At 68.1% G+C, this 16,825-nt stretch carries 11 protein-coding genes; 7 read left to right on the forward strand and 4 right to left on the reverse strand.

The window, feature by feature from the left end:
• The first annotated feature begins 37 nt into the window (after positions 1-37).
• Positions 38-1,348, forward strand: a complete 1,311-nt coding sequence (locus tag ACM9LZ_RS11025; protein ID WP_416619475.1) for an MFS transporter — start codon at positions 38-40, stop codon at positions 1,346-1,348.
• 57 nt (positions 1,349-1,405) lie between these two features.
• Here the strand turns inward: ACM9LZ_RS11025 and ACM9LZ_RS11030 are convergent, their stop codons facing one another.
• Both ACM9LZ_RS11030 and ACM9LZ_RS11035 read right to left on the reverse strand, forming a co-directional pair.
• Positions 1,406-1,990: a carboxymuconolactone decarboxylase family protein gene (locus ACM9LZ_RS11030; RefSeq protein ID WP_416619477.1), complete on the reverse strand. Its 585-nt coding sequence runs from the start codon at positions 1,988-1,990 to the stop codon at positions 1,406-1,408.
• A gap of 114 nt (positions 1,991-2,104) precedes the next feature.
• Positions 2,105-4,831 (reverse strand): helix-turn-helix transcriptional regulator, encoded by a 2,727-nt coding sequence (locus ACM9LZ_RS11035; RefSeq protein WP_416619479.1) that lies wholly within the window; start codon positions 4,829-4,831, stop codon positions 2,105-2,107.
• A gap of 205 nt (positions 4,832-5,036) precedes the next feature.
• Between ACM9LZ_RS11035 and ACM9LZ_RS11040 the strand changes: the two genes are divergently transcribed.
• From ACM9LZ_RS11040 to ACM9LZ_RS11060, 5 genes are read left to right on the forward strand one after another with little or no spacing between them, the layout of a single operon-like run.
• Positions 5,037-6,653: a hydantoinase/oxoprolinase N-terminal domain-containing protein gene (locus ACM9LZ_RS11040; protein ID WP_416619481.1), complete on the forward strand. Its 1,617-nt coding sequence runs from the start codon at positions 5,037-5,039 to the stop codon at positions 6,651-6,653.
• Positions 6,643-7,749, forward strand: coding sequence for a DUF917 domain-containing protein (locus ACM9LZ_RS11045; RefSeq protein WP_416619483.1), 1,107 nt, complete (start codon positions 6,643-6,645; stop codon positions 7,747-7,749). Before ACM9LZ_RS11040 ends, ACM9LZ_RS11045 begins: the two co-directional genes overlap by 11 nt.
• Positions 7,746-9,032: a purine-cytosine permease family protein gene (locus tag ACM9LZ_RS11050; RefSeq protein ID WP_416619485.1), complete on the forward strand. Its 1,287-nt coding sequence runs from the start codon at positions 7,746-7,748 to the stop codon at positions 9,030-9,032. The genes ACM9LZ_RS11045 and ACM9LZ_RS11050 overlap by 4 nt, the downstream gene beginning before the upstream one ends.
• Positions 9,029-10,408, forward strand: a complete 1,380-nt coding sequence (locus tag ACM9LZ_RS11055; RefSeq protein WP_416619487.1) for an amidase family protein — start codon at positions 9,029-9,031, stop codon at positions 10,406-10,408. The genes ACM9LZ_RS11050 and ACM9LZ_RS11055 overlap by 4 nt, the downstream gene beginning before the upstream one ends.
• A gap of 54 nt (positions 10,409-10,462) precedes the next feature.
• Entirely contained in the window at positions 10,463-11,353 is an 891-nt protein-coding gene (locus tag ACM9LZ_RS11060) for an alpha/beta hydrolase (RefSeq protein ID WP_416619489.1), read from the forward strand.
• Positions 11,354-11,489: 136 nt separating this feature from the next.
• On the opposite strand, the gene ACM9LZ_RS11065 is transcribed toward ACM9LZ_RS11060, so the two are convergent.
• Together ACM9LZ_RS11065 and ACM9LZ_RS11070 are read right to left on the reverse strand one after the other, a co-directional pair.
• Entirely contained in the window at positions 11,490-13,253 is a 1,764-nt protein-coding gene (locus ACM9LZ_RS11065) for an amidohydrolase (protein ID WP_416619491.1), read from the reverse strand.
• A gap of 73 nt (positions 13,254-13,326) precedes the next feature.
• On the reverse strand, positions 13,327-15,501 hold the full coding sequence (locus ACM9LZ_RS11070; protein WP_416619493.1) for a TonB-dependent siderophore receptor: 2,175 nt from the start codon (positions 15,499-15,501) through the stop codon (positions 13,327-13,329).
• A 369-nt stretch (positions 15,502-15,870) separates the two neighbouring features.
• Between ACM9LZ_RS11070 and ACM9LZ_RS11075 the strand changes: the two genes are divergently transcribed.
• The gene (locus tag ACM9LZ_RS11075) at positions 15,871-16,824 is read left to right on the forward strand and encodes an alpha/beta hydrolase fold domain-containing protein (protein ID WP_416619495.1); all 954 of its coding nucleotides are present in this window, start codon (positions 15,871-15,873) and stop codon (positions 16,822-16,824) included.
• The last annotated feature ends 1 nt before the right edge of the window (position 16,825 follow it).

A 16,825-nucleotide genomic window follows, 5' to 3' on the forward strand; every position in this document is an offset into this window, starting at 1 on the left:
GCCACCTTCCTGCCATGGCGGGAGGGATGACAAGGATATGGCTTCCAACAATACCGACGCTGGCAGCGGCCTGCTGGACGCCGCCCCCATGCATTGGCGGCAATGGGTGGTGGTCTGCCTGTGCATCGCCCTGAACGCCCTGGACGGGTTCGACGTGCTGGCCATCAGCTTCGCCGCCCCCGGCATTGCCGCCGAATGGGGCATCGACCGGGCCATGCTGGGCATCGTGCTGTCCATGGAACTGATCGGCATGGCCACCGGCTCGGTGCTGATCGGCAACCTGGCCGACCGGATCGGACGGCGCCCCACCATCCTGGCCTGTCTGGTGGTGATGGCGGCCGGCATGTTGCTGTCGGCCCTGGCGCGCGACGTGGCCTTCCTGTCCGCCACGCGGCTGGCCACGGGGCTGGGCATCGGCGGCATGCTGTCATCGACCAGCGCCATGGTGGCCGAATATTCCAACGCCCGGCGCCGCAGCCTGAATGTCGTGCTGAACATCGCCGGCTATTCCAGCGGGGCCATCCTGGGCGGGCTGGTGGCTGCGGCCCTGCTGGAAGGCAGCGGCGACTGGCGTAGCGTCTTCCTGTTCGGGGGCGTCGCAACGCTGGCCGTGCTGCCGCTGGCCTGGTTCCTGCTGCCGGAATCCATCGACAGCCTGCTGGCGCGTCGTCCGGCCGATGCCCTGGAAAGGGTCAACCGGACCCTGGCCCGGTTGGGCCAGCCCTTGCTGGCCGCCTTGCCGGCCCCCCTGGCCGGCGGGTCGCAGCGCTCGCTGCTGTCCCTGTTCACGGGGGGCTATGCCCGCGTCACCATTCTGCTGACCATCGCCTATTTCACCCAGATCATGCTGTTCTATTTCGTGCAGAAATGGGTGCCCAAGATCGTCGTGGACATGGGGCACGATGCCGCCAGTGCCGGCCGGGTGCTGGTCGCCGCCAATGTCGGCTCCCTGGCCAGCGCGGTGCTGATCGGGCTTGCCTCGCAGAAGCTGCGGCTGCGGCCCCTGGTGGTCGGCGCCATGCTTTGTTCGTTCCTGGCCATCGGCCTGTTCGGCTCCGGCCTGACGGACCTGTTCTGGCTGTCGCTGGTCGTGGCGCTGGCCGCCTTCTTCATCAATGCCGGCGTGGTCGGCATGTATCCGATCCTGGCCACCACCTTCCCGGCCCATCTGCGGGCCAGCGGCATCGGCTTCGTGATCGGGGTGGGACGCGGCGGGTCCGCCATCGGGCCGGTGCTGGCCGGGGCCCTGTTCGCAGGCGGCAGCGGCCTGCTGCCCGTCTCGCTGGTGATGGGGGCGGGCGGCCTGGTTGCCGCGGCCATGCTGCTGCTGCTGCCGCGCCGGGAATGAAGGGCGCGCCGCCGGTTGCGGGTCCGGGGGTGCCGGAATGCCCCCGGACCGTCGCCGTCACGCCGTGGCGGCGGGATTTCTGATGGGGCAGGTCTCTTCCCGGTCCACGATGTCGAAGGTGAATATCCACTTGGCGATGCCGGTCAGGATCGCGGCGACAAAGCCCAGCTCCACGATCTGCGCATCGTCGTAATGGGCCCGCAGCCGGGCATAGAGGTCGGCGGACAGGTGGCCGTCCATGTTCTGCAGGGCCATCTCGTCGGCCAGTGCGATCACGGCCCGGTCCTTGTCGGTCCACAAGGGGGAGGCGGGATTGTCGATGACATCGATCATTTCCTCGGTGATGCCCGCCGCCACCGCGTCCAGCGTGTTGGACCGGTTGCACAGCCGGCAGCCATGCTGCTTGGACAGCTTGATGCGCAGCAATTCCTTGCTGCGGACATCCAGGCGCATGCCTGGCAGCCTGTTGTAGAAGACGCCGCCATAGAACTCGTCGAAGTACCAGCGCATGATCTCCGGATTGTGGGCCATCACCTCGATGATGGTCCCGTCGCCCGTCTTCTTGACACAGCGATGGAACGCCTCGGCGATGGGGGTGCTCATCTGCTCCACGGGCACGCGCGGCATGACGGTATTCGGCACTGTATCCCTCCCTGGTTAAACCCATAATGATATATTAAGATATCATTATGGGGCGAATCCACCTCCGTGCCAACGGGTGAATGTCCGGACAAAACGGTTCATCGGGAGTAAGGATCAGTCGCTGTGCGCCTCCTCGGCCACGGCGTTGCGGGCGGGCCAGGCGCCGCGGGTGGGTATCAGCCCGCGTTCGGCCGACACCCGCACGGCGTCACGGCGCTTGCTGACGCCGATCTTCCGGAACAGGGATTTCAGCCGGTACTTGACCGTATCGGGCGACATGCCGATCAGGCGGGCGATTTCCTTGTTGGAGTGGCCCTGGCACAGCAGGAACAGTACCTCGGCCTCCGCCTCGTTGAACAGGCCGGGGGCGGTGATGTTGTTGCGGCAGGCTGCAAGTGATTTTGCGAGTGACTTCAGGAACTGCCCGCGGAAACGGTCGACCTCTGCCCCGTCGGCCATGGCCGCGTCCAGGCCGGCCTGCACGAAGCGCCGCGCCTCCACGAAGGGGCGCACGATGTTCTGGAACATGGCGATGCCCACGGCCTCGTCGAAGCAGGTCCGCGCCTCTTCCGGGGAACCGGTGGCGCGGTGGCCGAAGGCGGCCAGGATGTTGACATCGATCAGCAGCCGGCCGGCGCCGCGCTGGTCGGCCCAGGTGCGCAGCCGGGCCAGTTCGGCCATCGCCGCACCGGTGGCCCCGTCCAGCAGCCGCAGCTTCACGCGGCACAGCGACGCCGCCACGGCGACGGGACGGTAGAAGGGGGAATCCGCCATCATCATGTCGGCCAGCGCATCGATGCCCGCCGCTTCCGCCGCCATGGCGGCCGCGTCCAGCCCCGTGCCGTGGATCAGGTGCAGTTCCACCTCGCTGATGTCGGCCAGCAGTTCCAATTGCCGCAGGCGCCGCCGGGCCGCCGTCCGCCGGGCGCGGGCGATGGTGTTCCAGGCCTCGTCGAAGGCACCATCCCCGGCCAGGGCGCGGGCCTCGGTAAAATAGGCGACGGCATAGACATCGACCCAGCCATCGGACTGTTCCATGTGCGGCAGTGCCCAGGCCAGCAGTTCGCGGGCCTCCGACACCCGATCCTGCTCATAGAGAAGCTCGGCCAGGAAGGCGTTGCAATTGGCCGCCAGATCGGAATGGTCGCCGAAATTCTCCACGATGTCCTGCCGGGCCGCCTTCAGGATGGCCTCCGCCTCCTTCAGCCGGCCCTGCGCCCGCTTGATCCGCGCTTCCAGGAAGCGGGTGAAGATGTCGCTGTAGAGCGAACCGAAGGCCCGATAATGCTCCCGCGCCGTCAGGGTGGGCTGCAGGGCGCGCTCCAGCCAACCACCCTCGAAATATTTGGCGGCCAAAGTCTCGTTGATGTTGGCCAGGATCAGATGATCGTTGGCCGGCAGCTTGCGCAGCAGCGCCTCGCGCGCCAGAAGGTCGTCGAAGGTGACGGGCTGGTTCTCGTAATCGGTCAGCGTGTCGCCCACGACCCTGATTTCCGTGCGCAGGTCGGCCGACAGGGCTGTTTCGTCGGCCCGTTGGGCAAAGGCGTCAAAGGCCACGCGCGCGGCCCCCAATTCCCCCTGCTTCATCAGCAGATAAACATGCGCCAGCACCAGCCGGGGGCGCGTATGCACCAGGGCGCCCGACAGCCGGGCCAGCCCGCGTTCCAGCACGCCTTGCAGGCCCAGCGGGATCAGCCGCCAGCCGCCCGCTTCCTCCAGGATCTCGGCCAGGCGCGTGTCGTCGCCGGCCGGGATGGCGTGGGCCACGGCCTCCGCCACCTGGCCGCGCTGGGAGAACCAGTCGGCCGCGCGGCTTTGCAGGGCCGCGAACAGGCGGCCGTCCGACCGTTCCAGCCGGTCGCGCAGATATTCGGCGAAAAGCTGGTGGTAGCGATATTCCCGCCGGTCCGGCCCCATGGAGGTCAGGAACACGCCCTGCTGTTCCAGCCGTTCCAGCACCAGCCAGCCATCATGCCGGTCGCACAGCAGATTGACGAGGTCACCCGTCAGCCGGTCCAGCAGGGCCGTGCGGATCACCACCTCCCGCACCTCGTCCGGCAGGGCCATCAGCACCTGTTCGGACAGATAGCGGGCCAGATCGGTGCCGGACCCGCCGGATTGCGCGATCAGCCGCTCCTGGCCGATCCCGCGCTTCAGCGACAGCGAGGTCAGTTGCAGGGCGATGGGCCAGCCCTCCGTGCGGTGCAGGATGCGGTCCACGTCATCGGCGGCCAGCGGCCGGCCGGCGCGGGCCAGCAGGCTTTCAGCCTCACGCAGCGAGAAACGCAGGTCATGGGCCGTGATCTCCAGCAACTGTTCCTCTGCCGCCAGCACCGATTGCCCCAGCCGGGGGTAATCGCGCGACGCCAGAACGAAATGGCAGTTGGGCGGGGCCAGCCGGATCAGTGCTTGCAGGAAATCGGCCACCCCCTCGCCCTGGGCGTGGTGCAGGTCGTCCAGGATCAGGACCAGGGGTCCTTCCTCCCCCGCCAGTTCGTTGACGACGGCCGACAGGGCGGCACGCGGCGGCAGGTCGGCGGCCAGCGCCGGGGCATCCGCCGCCCCGCCTTCCCCCCGCACGGCCCGCAGCAGATAGCGCACCAGCCGCTTCAGGTCGCAATCGTCGCGTTCCAGCGCCAGCCAGACGGCCCGCACCGACCGCTGGGCCAGCCGTCCGCGCCATTGGGCCAGGATGCTGGTCTTGCCATAGCCGGCCGGCGCCTGCACCAGGGTCAGCCGGTGCATCAGCGCGGCGTCCAGCCGGTCCAGCAGGGGATCGCGCCGGATCTGGTCGCCCATCCAGACGGGGGGGCCGAATTTGGCGGCGATCACGTCCTCCATGGAACCTTCCTTCGCTTCCGTGTGGTCGTCCAGGCACCTGGCACGGATCAGGGTACGGACAGTGCGCGGGGCTTTCAACACGTTACCCGCGCCGAACGGGCCGCTTACCCGTTCGGCCCCGCCTACACCCGTTTTACAAATTGCCGCGCCGGGGGTGCCTTCCCTCTAATCCAGTGCATGTGAAGGTGATCTGGAGGGTTGAGGAGTGCGCATTGGTGTCGATGTGGGCGGAACAAACACGGATGCGGTCCTGATCGACGGCATGCGGGTTGTTGCCTCGACCAAGCAGCCCACGACGGCGGATGTCAGCTCCGGTGTCGCCGCGGCGATCACGCGGGTTCTGGCCGAGGCGCGGTTGCCGCCCGCCATCGTCACGTCGGTGATGATCGGGACCACCCATTTCACCAACGCCCTGGTGGAACGCGCGCACCTGGACAAGGTGGGCATCATCCGGCTGGCCAGCCCGTCGGGCGAGGCGCTGCCGCCGCTGACCGGCTGGCCGGAGGCGCTGGCCGGGCAGGTGGGGGATGCCATCTTCCTGCTGCCCGGCGGGTACGAGGTGGATGGCCGCGAGATCGCCCCCTTCGACGAGGACAAGGTGCGCGCCGCCGCCCGCGCCTGCCGCCAGCGCGGTATCGCCAGCATCGCGGTCAGCAGCGCCTTCGCCCCCATCAACCCCGCCATGGAGGAACGGGCCGCCGCCATCCTGCGCGATGAATATCCGCAGGCCGCGATCAGCCTGTCGCATGCCATCGGCCGGCTGGGCCTGATCGAGCGGGAAAACGGCGTGATCCTGAACGCCGCCCTGACCAGCCTGGCCCGCCATGTCATCGCCTCCTTCCAGCGGGCGCTGCGGGAACTGGGCCTGGATGCCCCGCTTTACATCTCGCAGAATGACGGCACGCTGATTTCCGCCGCGCATGCCGCGCGCTACCCCGTCATGACGATCGGGTCCGGCCCCACCAACAGCATGCGGGGGGCTGCGTTCCTGACGGGGGTGGATGACGGGATCGTCATGGATGTCGGCGGCACGACCTGCGATATCGGCGTGCTGGCCAACGGCTTTCCCCGTGAAAGCTCCATCGCCGTCGATATCGGCGGGGTGCGCACCAATTTCCGCATGCCCGACATCCTGGCCATCGGCCTGGGCGGCGGCACGCGCATCCATCTGGACCCCGGCCTGTACCGGGCCGACACCCTGGCCGGGACGGACCTGCGTGTCGGGCCGGATTCGGTGGGCTATCGCATCACGCAGGAAGGCTGTCTGTTCGGCGGCACGACCCTGACGGCCAGCGACATCGCCGTTTCCACGGGCAGGGCGGCCTTCGGCGATGCCGCGCGCATCCCCGCGCTCGCCCCCGCCGTGCGGGACGCTGTCTGGACCCGTATCCAGTCCATGCTGGCCGACGGGGTGGACCGCATGAAGACGGCACGCGGCGATGCCACCATCATCGCTGTGGGGGGCGGGCATTTCCTGGTGGACGATGACCTGAAAGGGGCGGCCAGGGTGATCCGCCCGCCCCATGCCGACGTGGCCAATGCCGTGGGGGCCGCCATCGCCCAGATCGGGGCACAGATCGAACAGGTCGTGGATTACGCGGCCATCCCGCGCGAAACGGCCCTGGCCCGCCTGCGTGAGGAGGCCGTGGCCCGCGTCGTGACGGCCGGCGGGGAGGCCGAGACAGTCGAGATCGTGGATATGGAAGAAGTGTTCCTCAGCTATCTGCCGGGCCGGTCGGCCCAGGTGCGCATCAAGGCGGTCGGCGATCTGGCCGGCGGCACCCCGGCCCCCCGCTTCACGGAGGTACAGCATGCGCATTGATCGCGCGGCCCTGGCCGATCTCGCCCGTGGCGCCGCCTTTCTGGGTTCGGGCGGCGGCGGCGATCCCTATTACGGGCTGCTGCTGGCCGAGGCGGCCATCGCGCGCTGCGGCGGCTTCGACCTGATCGCGCCGGCCGATCTTGCCGACGATGCGCTGGTCGCTCCCTGCGGCTGGATCGGCGCGCCCACCGTGTCGGTGGAAAAGCTGCCCAATGGCGGGGAGACCGTGGCCGGCCTGCGGCGCCTGGAAGCGTTGATGGGCCGCAGGATCGATGCCGTGCTGCCCGTGGAGATCGGCGGCGGCAACGGGCTGGCGCCCTTCGTGGCGGCGGCCGAACTGGGCGTGCCGGTCGTGGATTGCGACGGGATGGGCCGCGCTTTCCCGGAATCCCAGATGGTGATCTTCAACATCCGCGGCCTGTCGGCCTGTCCGTCGGTGCTGACAGCGGCCTGCGGCTCGCTGGCGGTCATCGAGACGGACAACAACCTGACGCATGAGCGCGTGGCCCGCGGCCTGTCGGTGGCGCTGGGCGGCATCGCGCATATGGTGGAATATCCGCTGACCGGCGCGCAGGCCCGGCAGCATTCCATTCCCGGCAGCGTCAGCACGGCCATCGCCATCGGCAAGGCCATCCGCACGGCCCGGACCGAACGGCGTGACCCGTTCCAGGCCCTGGCCGCGGCTTTGGGGGACTCGGGCCTCTATCCCCATTGCCTGACCCTGTTCGACGGCAAGATCACCGACCTGGAGCGCGAGACGCGCGGCGGCTTCTCCGTCGGGCGGGTCACCATCGACGGGTTCGGCGATGGCGGGAGCCGGATGGAGGTGCTGTTCCAGAACGAGAATCTGGTGGCCCGTCAGGATGGCCGCGTCCGGGCCATGGTGCCCGACCTGATCACCATCATGGACCGGGAGACGGCCGACACGATCACGACGGAGCGGCTGAAATACGGCCAGCGGGTCAAGGTGATCGCGGCATCGGCCCCGTCCATGCTACGCGAACCGGCGGCGCTGTCCCTGGTGGGACCGGCCGCCTTCGGGCTGGGGCCCGATTTCACGCCGATCGAGATCCTGAACCAGGGCGAGGGTGCATGAGCCACAGCAACAGCGGCAGCGAAGGTTTTGCCAGCGGTCCCCTGCCCGAACACCTGACGGTGCCGGGATGGCGGGTGGCGCTGATCATCGCCAGCTTCACCTTCGCCCTGCCCGGGTTCCTGAACGGGGCGCAGACGGGCATGGCGCTGGGCTTCTCCCAGGCGGTGACGGCGGCCCTGGCGGCCGGGCTGATCCTGTGTGCGGGCGCCTGCCTGACATCCATCATCAGCGTGCGCACGCGGCTGACCACCTACATGCTGGTCCAGCGCTCCTTCGGGGTGCGGGGGGCGGCGCTGGTCAATATCGTCATCGCCATCGTGCATTTCTGCTGGTTCGGGGTGAATGTCTCCTTCTTCGGCAGCGCCATGGTGGCCGCCGCGTCGCAGGGCTTCGGCATTCCCGGCAATTTCAGCACCTTTGTCATCATCGGCAGCGTGCTGATCACCATTTCCACCATCTTCGGTTTCCGAACGCTGGACCGGCTGGCCATGGTGGCCGTGCCGCTGGTGGGCGTGATCCTGCTGGTGGTCTGCGTCAAGGCGCTGGGGACGGGGCCGGTGGATCTGGCCCCCGTGGCTGATCCGCCCGTGGCCATGAGCTTCGGCATCGCCCTGTCCGCCCTGGTCGGCGGCAATATGCTGACCGTGGCCGCCATGCCGGACCTGTCGCGTTTCATCCGTACAGAACGGGGGGCGCTGGCGGGCATGGTGCTGTCCTTTCCCTTCGCGGCGCCCGTTCTGATGGTCGTCTCCGCCCTGATCGCGCTGTCCACGGGCCAGACGGACATCATGCAGATCGTCGTCGGCATGGGGCTGGGCGTGCCGGCCCTGCTCATGCTGCTGCTGTCGGTCTGGACCATCAACGCGCTGAACCTCTACTCGGCGGGCCTGTCCCTGGCGGCGACCTTTCCCCGTCTGCGGCAGGTCCATATCATCCTGGGCGGCGGGGCGGTGGGCTGCGCCTTCGCCCTGATGGGCATCATCGACAGTTTCATCCCCTTCCTGGTCACGCTGGGCCTGATCATTCCGCCCATCGCCGCCATCTATGTGATCGACGGCTTCCTGGTCTTCCGCGACCGGGCAGCGGCCGGCACAGCGGCGGGGTCAGCAGCGGCGGTGCCACCGGTCCGCTGGGAAGCCATCGCCGTCTGGCTGGGATCGCTGGCCATCACCATGCCGGCCATGGCCGCCGGCCTCACCCTGACCACCGTGCCGGCGCTGGACGCCACGCTGCTGGCGGCCGGCGCCTATCTGATCGTTCTGCGCTTCCGGGGAAGAATATGAGCGGCGATATCGATGCCATCTGCGCCCTGGATGCCCACGGGCAGGCCGATCTGGTCCGGCGCGGGGACGTGCCGCCCACCGCTCTGCTCGATGCGGCCCTGGCGCGGATCGACGCGCTGAACCCGGCGCTGAACGCCGTCGCCCATGTCGCGGCGGCACAGGCGCATGCGGCCTTGGCCGGGCTGGACCGGTCGGCCCCCATGGCCGGTGTGCCCTATCTGCTGAAGGCCTCGATGGAATATCCGGGCTTTCCCTGGCTGTCGGGTTCGCGCAGCCGGCAGGGCACGGTGGGGCGCCGGAAATACCCGTTCGCCCGGCGGATGGATGCGCTGGGGCTGGTGCCCTGCGGCCTGTCGACCATGCCGGAATTCGGCCTGATCGGCTCCGGCGAGGCGCTGCTCTATGGTCCGACGCGCAACCCCTGGAACCTTGAACATGGGGCGGGCGGGTCCAGCAGCGGGGCGGCCGCGGCGGTGGCGGCCTGCATGGTGCCACTGGCCACGGGCAGCGACGGGGGCGGGTCCATCCGCATCCCGGCGTCGCATTGCGGCATCATCGGGTTCAAACCCAGCCGCAACTGGAACCTGCGGGCCCGCGCCGTCAGCCTGATCGACGACCTGCTGGCCTCCGACGGGCTTTATGGCCGGTCCATGCGCGACACGGCCTGGGCCGCCCGCGCCCTGCGCAGCCAGCCGCCCGGCCCGGCCGCGCCCGGCCGGCCCCTGCGCATCGCGGTGAGCCTGCAGGGGCTGGACGGGCAATTGCCGGCGCCGGACATCGTGGAGATGATCGGCCGGACGGCCACCCTGTGCGCCGACCTGGGCCATGCGGTGGAGCCGCGGGAATTGCCGCTGGACCTGGGGGCGCTGAACCGCGCCTTCGATATCCTGTGGAGCTATGGGGCGGGAGAGGTCGTGGACCTGACCCGGTCCCGGCTGGGGGCGGCGGCGGACGCGGTGCTGGAACCCTGGACCCTGGGGCTGGCCGACCGGCGCCAGGCCGTGACGCCCGACGACCTGGCCGCCGCCCTGTCGGCCATCGGGCGCATCGACCTGCACCTGGCCACCTTCTGGGAACGGTTCGACCTGGTGCTGAGCCCTGTGGCGGCCAGCACGGCCCCGTCGCTGGGCGTGCTGGCGCCCGACCGGGCGTTCGATGAATTGTGGCGCGACCATTTCCGGCATGTGAACCACACGCAGCTTCAGAACATGGCCGGCTATCCGGGCCTGTCCCTGCCGCTGTTCGAAGGGGAGGGCGGCCTGCCGGCGGGGGCCATGTTCTGGACCCGCCATGGCGGTGACGACCTGCTGCTGGCCCTGGGCGCGGCGCTGGAGGAGGCGCGGCCCTGGGCCCATCGCCGCCCGCCCCTGGCCTGACAGGGAAACCAGCCTGGGACCGGCCGGGGTGAACAAGAGGGGGAGATTGCCGTCATGAAGAACGCCATCCTGGGACCGCTGCTTCTGCTGGGGGCGGGTGTTCTGGCCGCACCGGTCCTGCCGGTGCTGGCACAGGACGCCGCCCCGGTCGCCACCCCCTATGTCATGCCGGATACCGAGGTCTGGGACATGCCTGCGGCCCATGGCCAGACCTACCGGATCTATGTCTCCCGCCCCGCGGGGGAGGTGCCGGAGGGCGGCTATCCCGTGCTGTACGTGCTGGATGGCAACGCCATGTTCGCCGGCTTCGCGGAGGCGCGGCGCATCCAGGGCGTGTACAGCCAGGGGCTGGACAAGATGATCGTGGTGGCCATCGGCTATCCCAACGATCTGCCCTATGATCCGCGGCGCATGGGTGATTTCACCGCACCCATCGCCCATCCCGTGCTGAAGGCGCTGTACAAGGACCATCCGTCCGGCGGACGGGACCGTTTCCTGTCGTTCCTGATGGACCGGGTACGGCCGGAAATCGCCCGGCGCTATGGCGTGAACCCGCTGCGCCAGTCGCTCTACGGCCATTCCCTGGGCGGGCTGTTCGCCCTGCATGTGCTCTATTCCCGGCCCGGTGCCTTCCATACGATCATCGCGGCCAGCCCGTCCATCTGGTGGGACGATCAGGCCATCCTGGCGGAGGAACGGGCCTTCCGTGCCCGGCTGGAAAAGGAGCCGGCGCTGGCAAGCGGCAGCCGGCTCCTGATCCTGGCGGGAGAGCGGGAGGAGACGCCGGTCAGTCTGACCGACAGCATCGCCCTTGGGAAACGGCTGGAGCCGTTATCGGCGCTGGGGCTGCGCAGCAGCCATATGGTGCTGGACGGCGAAACCCATATCACCGTGCCCAGCCGATCGGTCACCACCGCCCTGCGCGCCGCCATGCAATGGCCTTGAGGGGCCGCCGGCCGGGTTCTTGCGGGGCCGGGTTCTCGCAGGAAATTGTGAGGGAAAGAAGAAGGCCGGAACGGGGGGTGCCCGTTCCGGCCTTCTTCTTTTCGGCACCGGTGCAGGCGCCCATCCCGGCGGCCCGTCAGGGGGCCGCCTCGTCCCCGAACTGCTCCAGGGTCCCATGCACGGGCTTGCCTTCGAACAGGGTCAGCAGGACCTTGGCATCCGATATGCGCAGGGGATCGACCTTGAAGATATCGGTATCCAGCACGATCAGGTCCGCGCTCTTGCCCCGGGCCAGCGAGCCGGTGACATCCTCCATGCTGTTGGCATAGGCGACGTTGATCGTATGGGCCTTCACCGCCTGTTCCAGGCTGATCGCCTCATCCGGCAGCAGCGGGGGCGAGGTCGTATCCTCGTAATTCACGCGCGTGACGGCCACCTGAAGGCCGGCCAGCGGATCGGCCGTGGCCACGGGCCAGTCGGCGCCATAGGCGATGACGGCCCCGCCCTTCAGCAGGCTGTTGGCCGGATAGATCCATTGCGACCGTTCCGGCCCGATGACCTGCTTGGTCAGATCCATATAGGGATAGTTGCTGGACCAGGTGGCCTGGAACTGCGCGATGACGCCCAGCGACCCGAAACGCGGCTGGTCGGCCGGGTCCACCACGTTCATATGCGTGATCACCGGGCGGTAGAGCGTGCCGTTCTGTGCCTTGGCGGCCTCGAACGCATCCAGTGCCGCCCGGGTCGCCATGTCGCCGATGGCATGGACATAGGGCTGCACGCCATCGGCCGCCAGTTGCGTGACCGCCGCCTTGAACATGTCCGGCGCGATCTGCAGGGTGCCGTGATTATGGGGATCGTCGGCATAGGGCTCGATCATGGCCGCGGTATGCTGGGGGATGACGCCATCGGCGAAGAATTTCACGGCGCGGGCGCGGAAACCCAGCGTTTCGGCCCGGCCGGCCGCCGTGCGCAGGGCCGGGATCTGCTCCAGTCCCTGGCCATTGTCCCATTTCAGGGCAAGGGCGACATGGTTGGTCAGTTCTCCCCGCTGCTTGACGGCGCCATAGGCCTCCACCACCTCGCTGGACCCGTCGGCGGCCACATCCACCAGCGCGTCGTGCCAGTTGGTGATGCCCAGGCTGTTGAACAGCCGGGAGGTATAGAGGATGGATTGCTCCAGCTCCTCCTGCGTGGGCTTGGGCACCAGCTTTTCCACCAGCGCCATGGCGCTTTCCTGCAGGCCGCCGACCGGCTCCCCCGTCGCCGGGTCGCGGTCGATGGTGCCGTTCTCGGGGTCGGGCGTGTCGCGGGTGATGCCGGCCAGTGCCAGCGCCCTGGAATTGACCCAGTAGCTGTGTCCCCCGACATTGGAGAAGATCAGCGCCCGGTCGCTGGACAGCGCGTCCAGCACCTCCTTGCGCGGGATGCCGTTGGGCGGGAACAGCGCGTCCTGCCACCCCACGCCGAACACCGCATCGTCACCGGGATGGCTGTCGATGCAGCCCCTGATGATCCGCTGGTAATCCTCCACCGTGCGCCCGGCATGCAGGGAGCAGCGGGAATAGGACAGGCCGCCGAACACCGGATGCACATGCGCATCGCCGAAGGATGGCATCACCAGCCGCCCGCCCAGGTCCACCACCCGCGTGGCGTCACCCTTGTATCGGGCAAGCTCGGCGGCGGAACCGACCGCCAGGATGCGGCCCCCGTCCACGGCCACGGCTTCCGCCCAGGGCTGCGCCGCCTCCACCGTATAGACACGGGCATTGGTCAGCAGCAGGGCGGCGGCCGGGGCCTTGTCGCCGGCTGTCCCGCCCTCCCCGCCACAGGAAACGAGGCCGGTGGTTCCCAGCAGCAGGGCCAGCGCCGGGATGAGGCGGCGTGAACGTGAAGACATCAGGGGCTCTCCCTCCCGTGGCGACCGATGCGGATGGCGACTGGGGCCACCATCCGCACCGGCCGCCCGATGATCAGAACTTGCGGGTCACCGACGCCAGGATCGTGCGATCCTTGGCGGCGACGCAATAGCCCTCCGGCGGGGAGGACAGGCCGCAGGTGGCGTAATATTTCTTGTCGAACAGGTTGCTGGCATTGACCGAGGCCGACCAGTCACCATAGCTGGCCGACACCATGGCATCCACCAGCGTCACCGACGGCGTCAGGAAGCTTTGCGAAGTGTCGATCTTGTTGCCGATATGGCGCACGCCGGCACCGGCCCGCAGGGTCCAGTCGGCTCCCACCTGGAAGGTCTTGCTTCCCCAGAGGGAGGCCATTTCCTTCGGGATGTCGATGATCCGGTCCCCGGCGGTCAGGGTCTGGCTGGAGGTCAGGACCTCCGCGTCGGTGTAGCTGTAGGCGGCGGCGAAGTCGAAATCACCCGGCAGGCGGATGGTGGCTTCCACCTCCACGCCCTTGGACCCGACGGACCCGCCCTGGATGAAGTTCTGGATATTGTTCGGGTCCTGGGAGACGTAGTTGCTTTCCTTGATGTCGAAATAGGCCACGGTCAGCAGGGCGCCCCGCATCGGTTCCCATTTGGCGCCGCCTTCATACTGCCGGGCCGTGCGCGGGCTGAAGGAATTGCCGGCGAAGTCGCCGCCCGGCACGGGCAGGAAGGATTCCGAATAGCTGAAATAGGGGGAGATGCCGGCCACCAGCTCGGCGATGATGCCGCCGCGGAAGGACCAGGCATTCTGCTTCAGCTCCCGCACCCCGTTGCGTTCGGAGGTGGCGCGGTCGCGGCGCAGGCCCAGCAGCACATGCACCCGGTCGTCATAGCTGATCTGGTCCTGGACATAGACGCCGAGCTGCGTGCTTTTATATTCCAGGAAATTGGTGTAGCCGAAATCGAACGGCGCGCCATATTGCGGGTTGTAGATGTTGATGGGCGGCGGGCTGCCGCCGGCGAAGCAGGGCGCCTCCAGCCAGCCGCTGCAGGAGAAGCCTTCATCCTTGCTCTGGTCGAACCAGGTATAATCGACGCCGAACAGGACATTATGCTTCAGCGGCCCCGTGGTGAACCCGACCGACAGGTTGTTGTCGGTGTTCAGCACCTTGCTCTTTTCCCGGTTCACATAGAATTCGCGGCGCAGCAGCGTTTCCTCCGCGTCCGCGAACGGGCTGACATAGACGGCATAGCCGCCGTCGGACAGGTCGCTGTAGACCTCCCGGTAATCGGTATCCATGTGGGAATAGCGGGTGCGGCTGCTGAACACGATGCTGGGGGCGAAACGGTGGGTCAGCAGCAGGCTGCCCGACGTGTACTGCGTGTCCATGCCGCCGAAGCCGGGTTCACCCTGGTAGAAATTGAAGGCAATCCGCTCGTTCCGGTTGGGGGCCAGCAGTGATTTCGACAGGGGCACATAGCCCAGCGACCCCTGCTTGTCGTCCTGGTAAAGGCCGATCAGCGTCACCTCGGTGTCCGGCGTGGCCTCCCAGGTCAGCGACGGATTGATCAGCAGGCGGTCATCGGGCGTGCCCCACTGGGATTCACCGTCGCGCCCCACCGCCACCAGGCGGGCGGCCACCGTGTCGGACAGGGCGCCCGTGACATCGCCCTGGATCTGCTTGCGCTTGTCGGTGCCCAGCACGATCCCGACCTCACCGCCGGTCTGGAATTTCGGCATCTTGCTGGCGCCGTTCAGAATGCCGCCCGGCCCCCCCGCGCCATACAGCACGGATGACGGTCCGCGCAGTACCTCGGCGCGTTCCAGCGTGTAGGTTTCCAGCCGCGCGCCATAGATGAAATCGGGCATGCGCTTCAGCCCGTCCAGGTACTGCGCCGCGTCGAAGCCGCGCGCCGTGACGAAGTCGCCGCGGGAATCGACGCTGGGGGCTCCGGAAACGCCGGCGCTGTAGCGGTAGATGTCCTGCAGGTCGACCGCGGTGCGGTCCCGGAATTCCTGGTCGGTGATGACGCTGATCGCCTGCGGCGTCTCGATCAGGGCGGCATTGGTCTTCGTGCCGACGATGGCGCGGTCGGCCGTCACCACGATCTCTTCCAGGTCCGTGCCGCTGCCTTCCTGGGCCAGCGCACCGCCGGTGGCGGCCAGCAGGCAGCCAGCCGACAGGGTGCAGAAAAACCCGCGGCGCAGGGCCGCCTTCTTCGAGAATAGAGTGTTGGGTTCGTTAAGCATCGATACCATTGTAATTCCCCTTACCTTCCCCGTTGTGCTTTCCCGGTGCCATTGATTTTTGAATTGCGTGGCGATCATTGACGAACCATCGTTCGTGCATCTGTCGCGGTGCATTCAGCTTGGCGCAACCCCGCTTCGGAGGGATGGGCTTTTCAGGGTAAAGGCGGGTAAAGACGGGTAAGGCTGGGGACGGGCGCGCCGGGTGGGGCCGCCCATGGGGCTTCCGGGCCGGCGGCACGGCCGGCATTTACCCGCCTGACCAAGCACTTACCCATCCATCCTGTTGCAGGGCGGGACGGGTGGGGCACAGGCTGGCCGGTGATTAGACCGTTCGGGATCGGTCCCGTCCGGCCTGCGCTTGCAAGGGTGGAAGACACCATGGCCATGGATGGCATCGATCCCGACATTCACCGCTTCATCCTGCGGATGCGGGAGGATTGGCAGCGGTTCCCGCCGCTGGAGAGCATGGATTTCCCGGACCAGCGGATCGCGGCCGAACAGGTGCGGGCCCCCTGGACCGTCGGCGGGCCGGTGATGGCGGAGACGCTGGAACGCACCTTCGATCCCGGTGCCGGGGAATTGCGGATCAGGGTGTACCGGCCTGTGGCGGGGGGCGGCGCGCTGCCGGCCCTGGTCTATGTGCATGGCGGGGGGTTCACCCTATTCAGCATCGACACGCATGACCGGCTGATGCGCGAATATGCGGCCCAGGGCGGCTTTGCCGTGATCGGGGTCGATTACCCTCTGGCGCCGGAAGCGAAGTTCCCGACGGCGCTGGACCGGATCGAGGCGCTGATGCTGTGGCTGAAGGACAATGCCGGGCAATGGGGGATCGACCCGGCGCGGCTGGCCATGGGGGGCGATTCAGCCGGCGGGAACCTTTCCTTCGCCACCTGCCTGCGCCTGCGGGACCGGGGGGAACCGGATCTGGTGAAGGCCATCCTGTCCAACTATGGCGGCTTCACGAACATCATCTCCGACGCGGCGGAGGCGCGTTTCGGCGGGCCGGGGGCCATCCTGAACCGGGAGGAGGCGCGGGGCTATTGGGCCAATTACCTGCGCGACGCCGCGGACGAGGCCAACCCCCAGGCCTGCCCCCTGCTGGCCGACCTGCGCGGGTTCCCGCCGGTTTTCCTCGTCGTGGCCGAACTGGACCTTGTGGCGGCCGACAGCCTGGCCATGCATGAACGGCTGATACAGGCCGGCGTCGCCGTGGAATGCCGGGTCTATCCCGGTGCAGTCCATAGTTTCCTGGAAGCCATGTCCATTTCCCCCCTGGCCCGCCGCGCCATTGCCGACGGCGCCGGCTTCATCGCCGGCCGGGTCGGCTGAG

This window comes from Niveispirillum fermenti, assembly GCF_048066175.1.
Classification (GTDB): domain Bacteria; phylum Pseudomonadota; class Alphaproteobacteria; order Azospirillales; family Azospirillaceae; genus Niveispirillum; species Niveispirillum fermenti.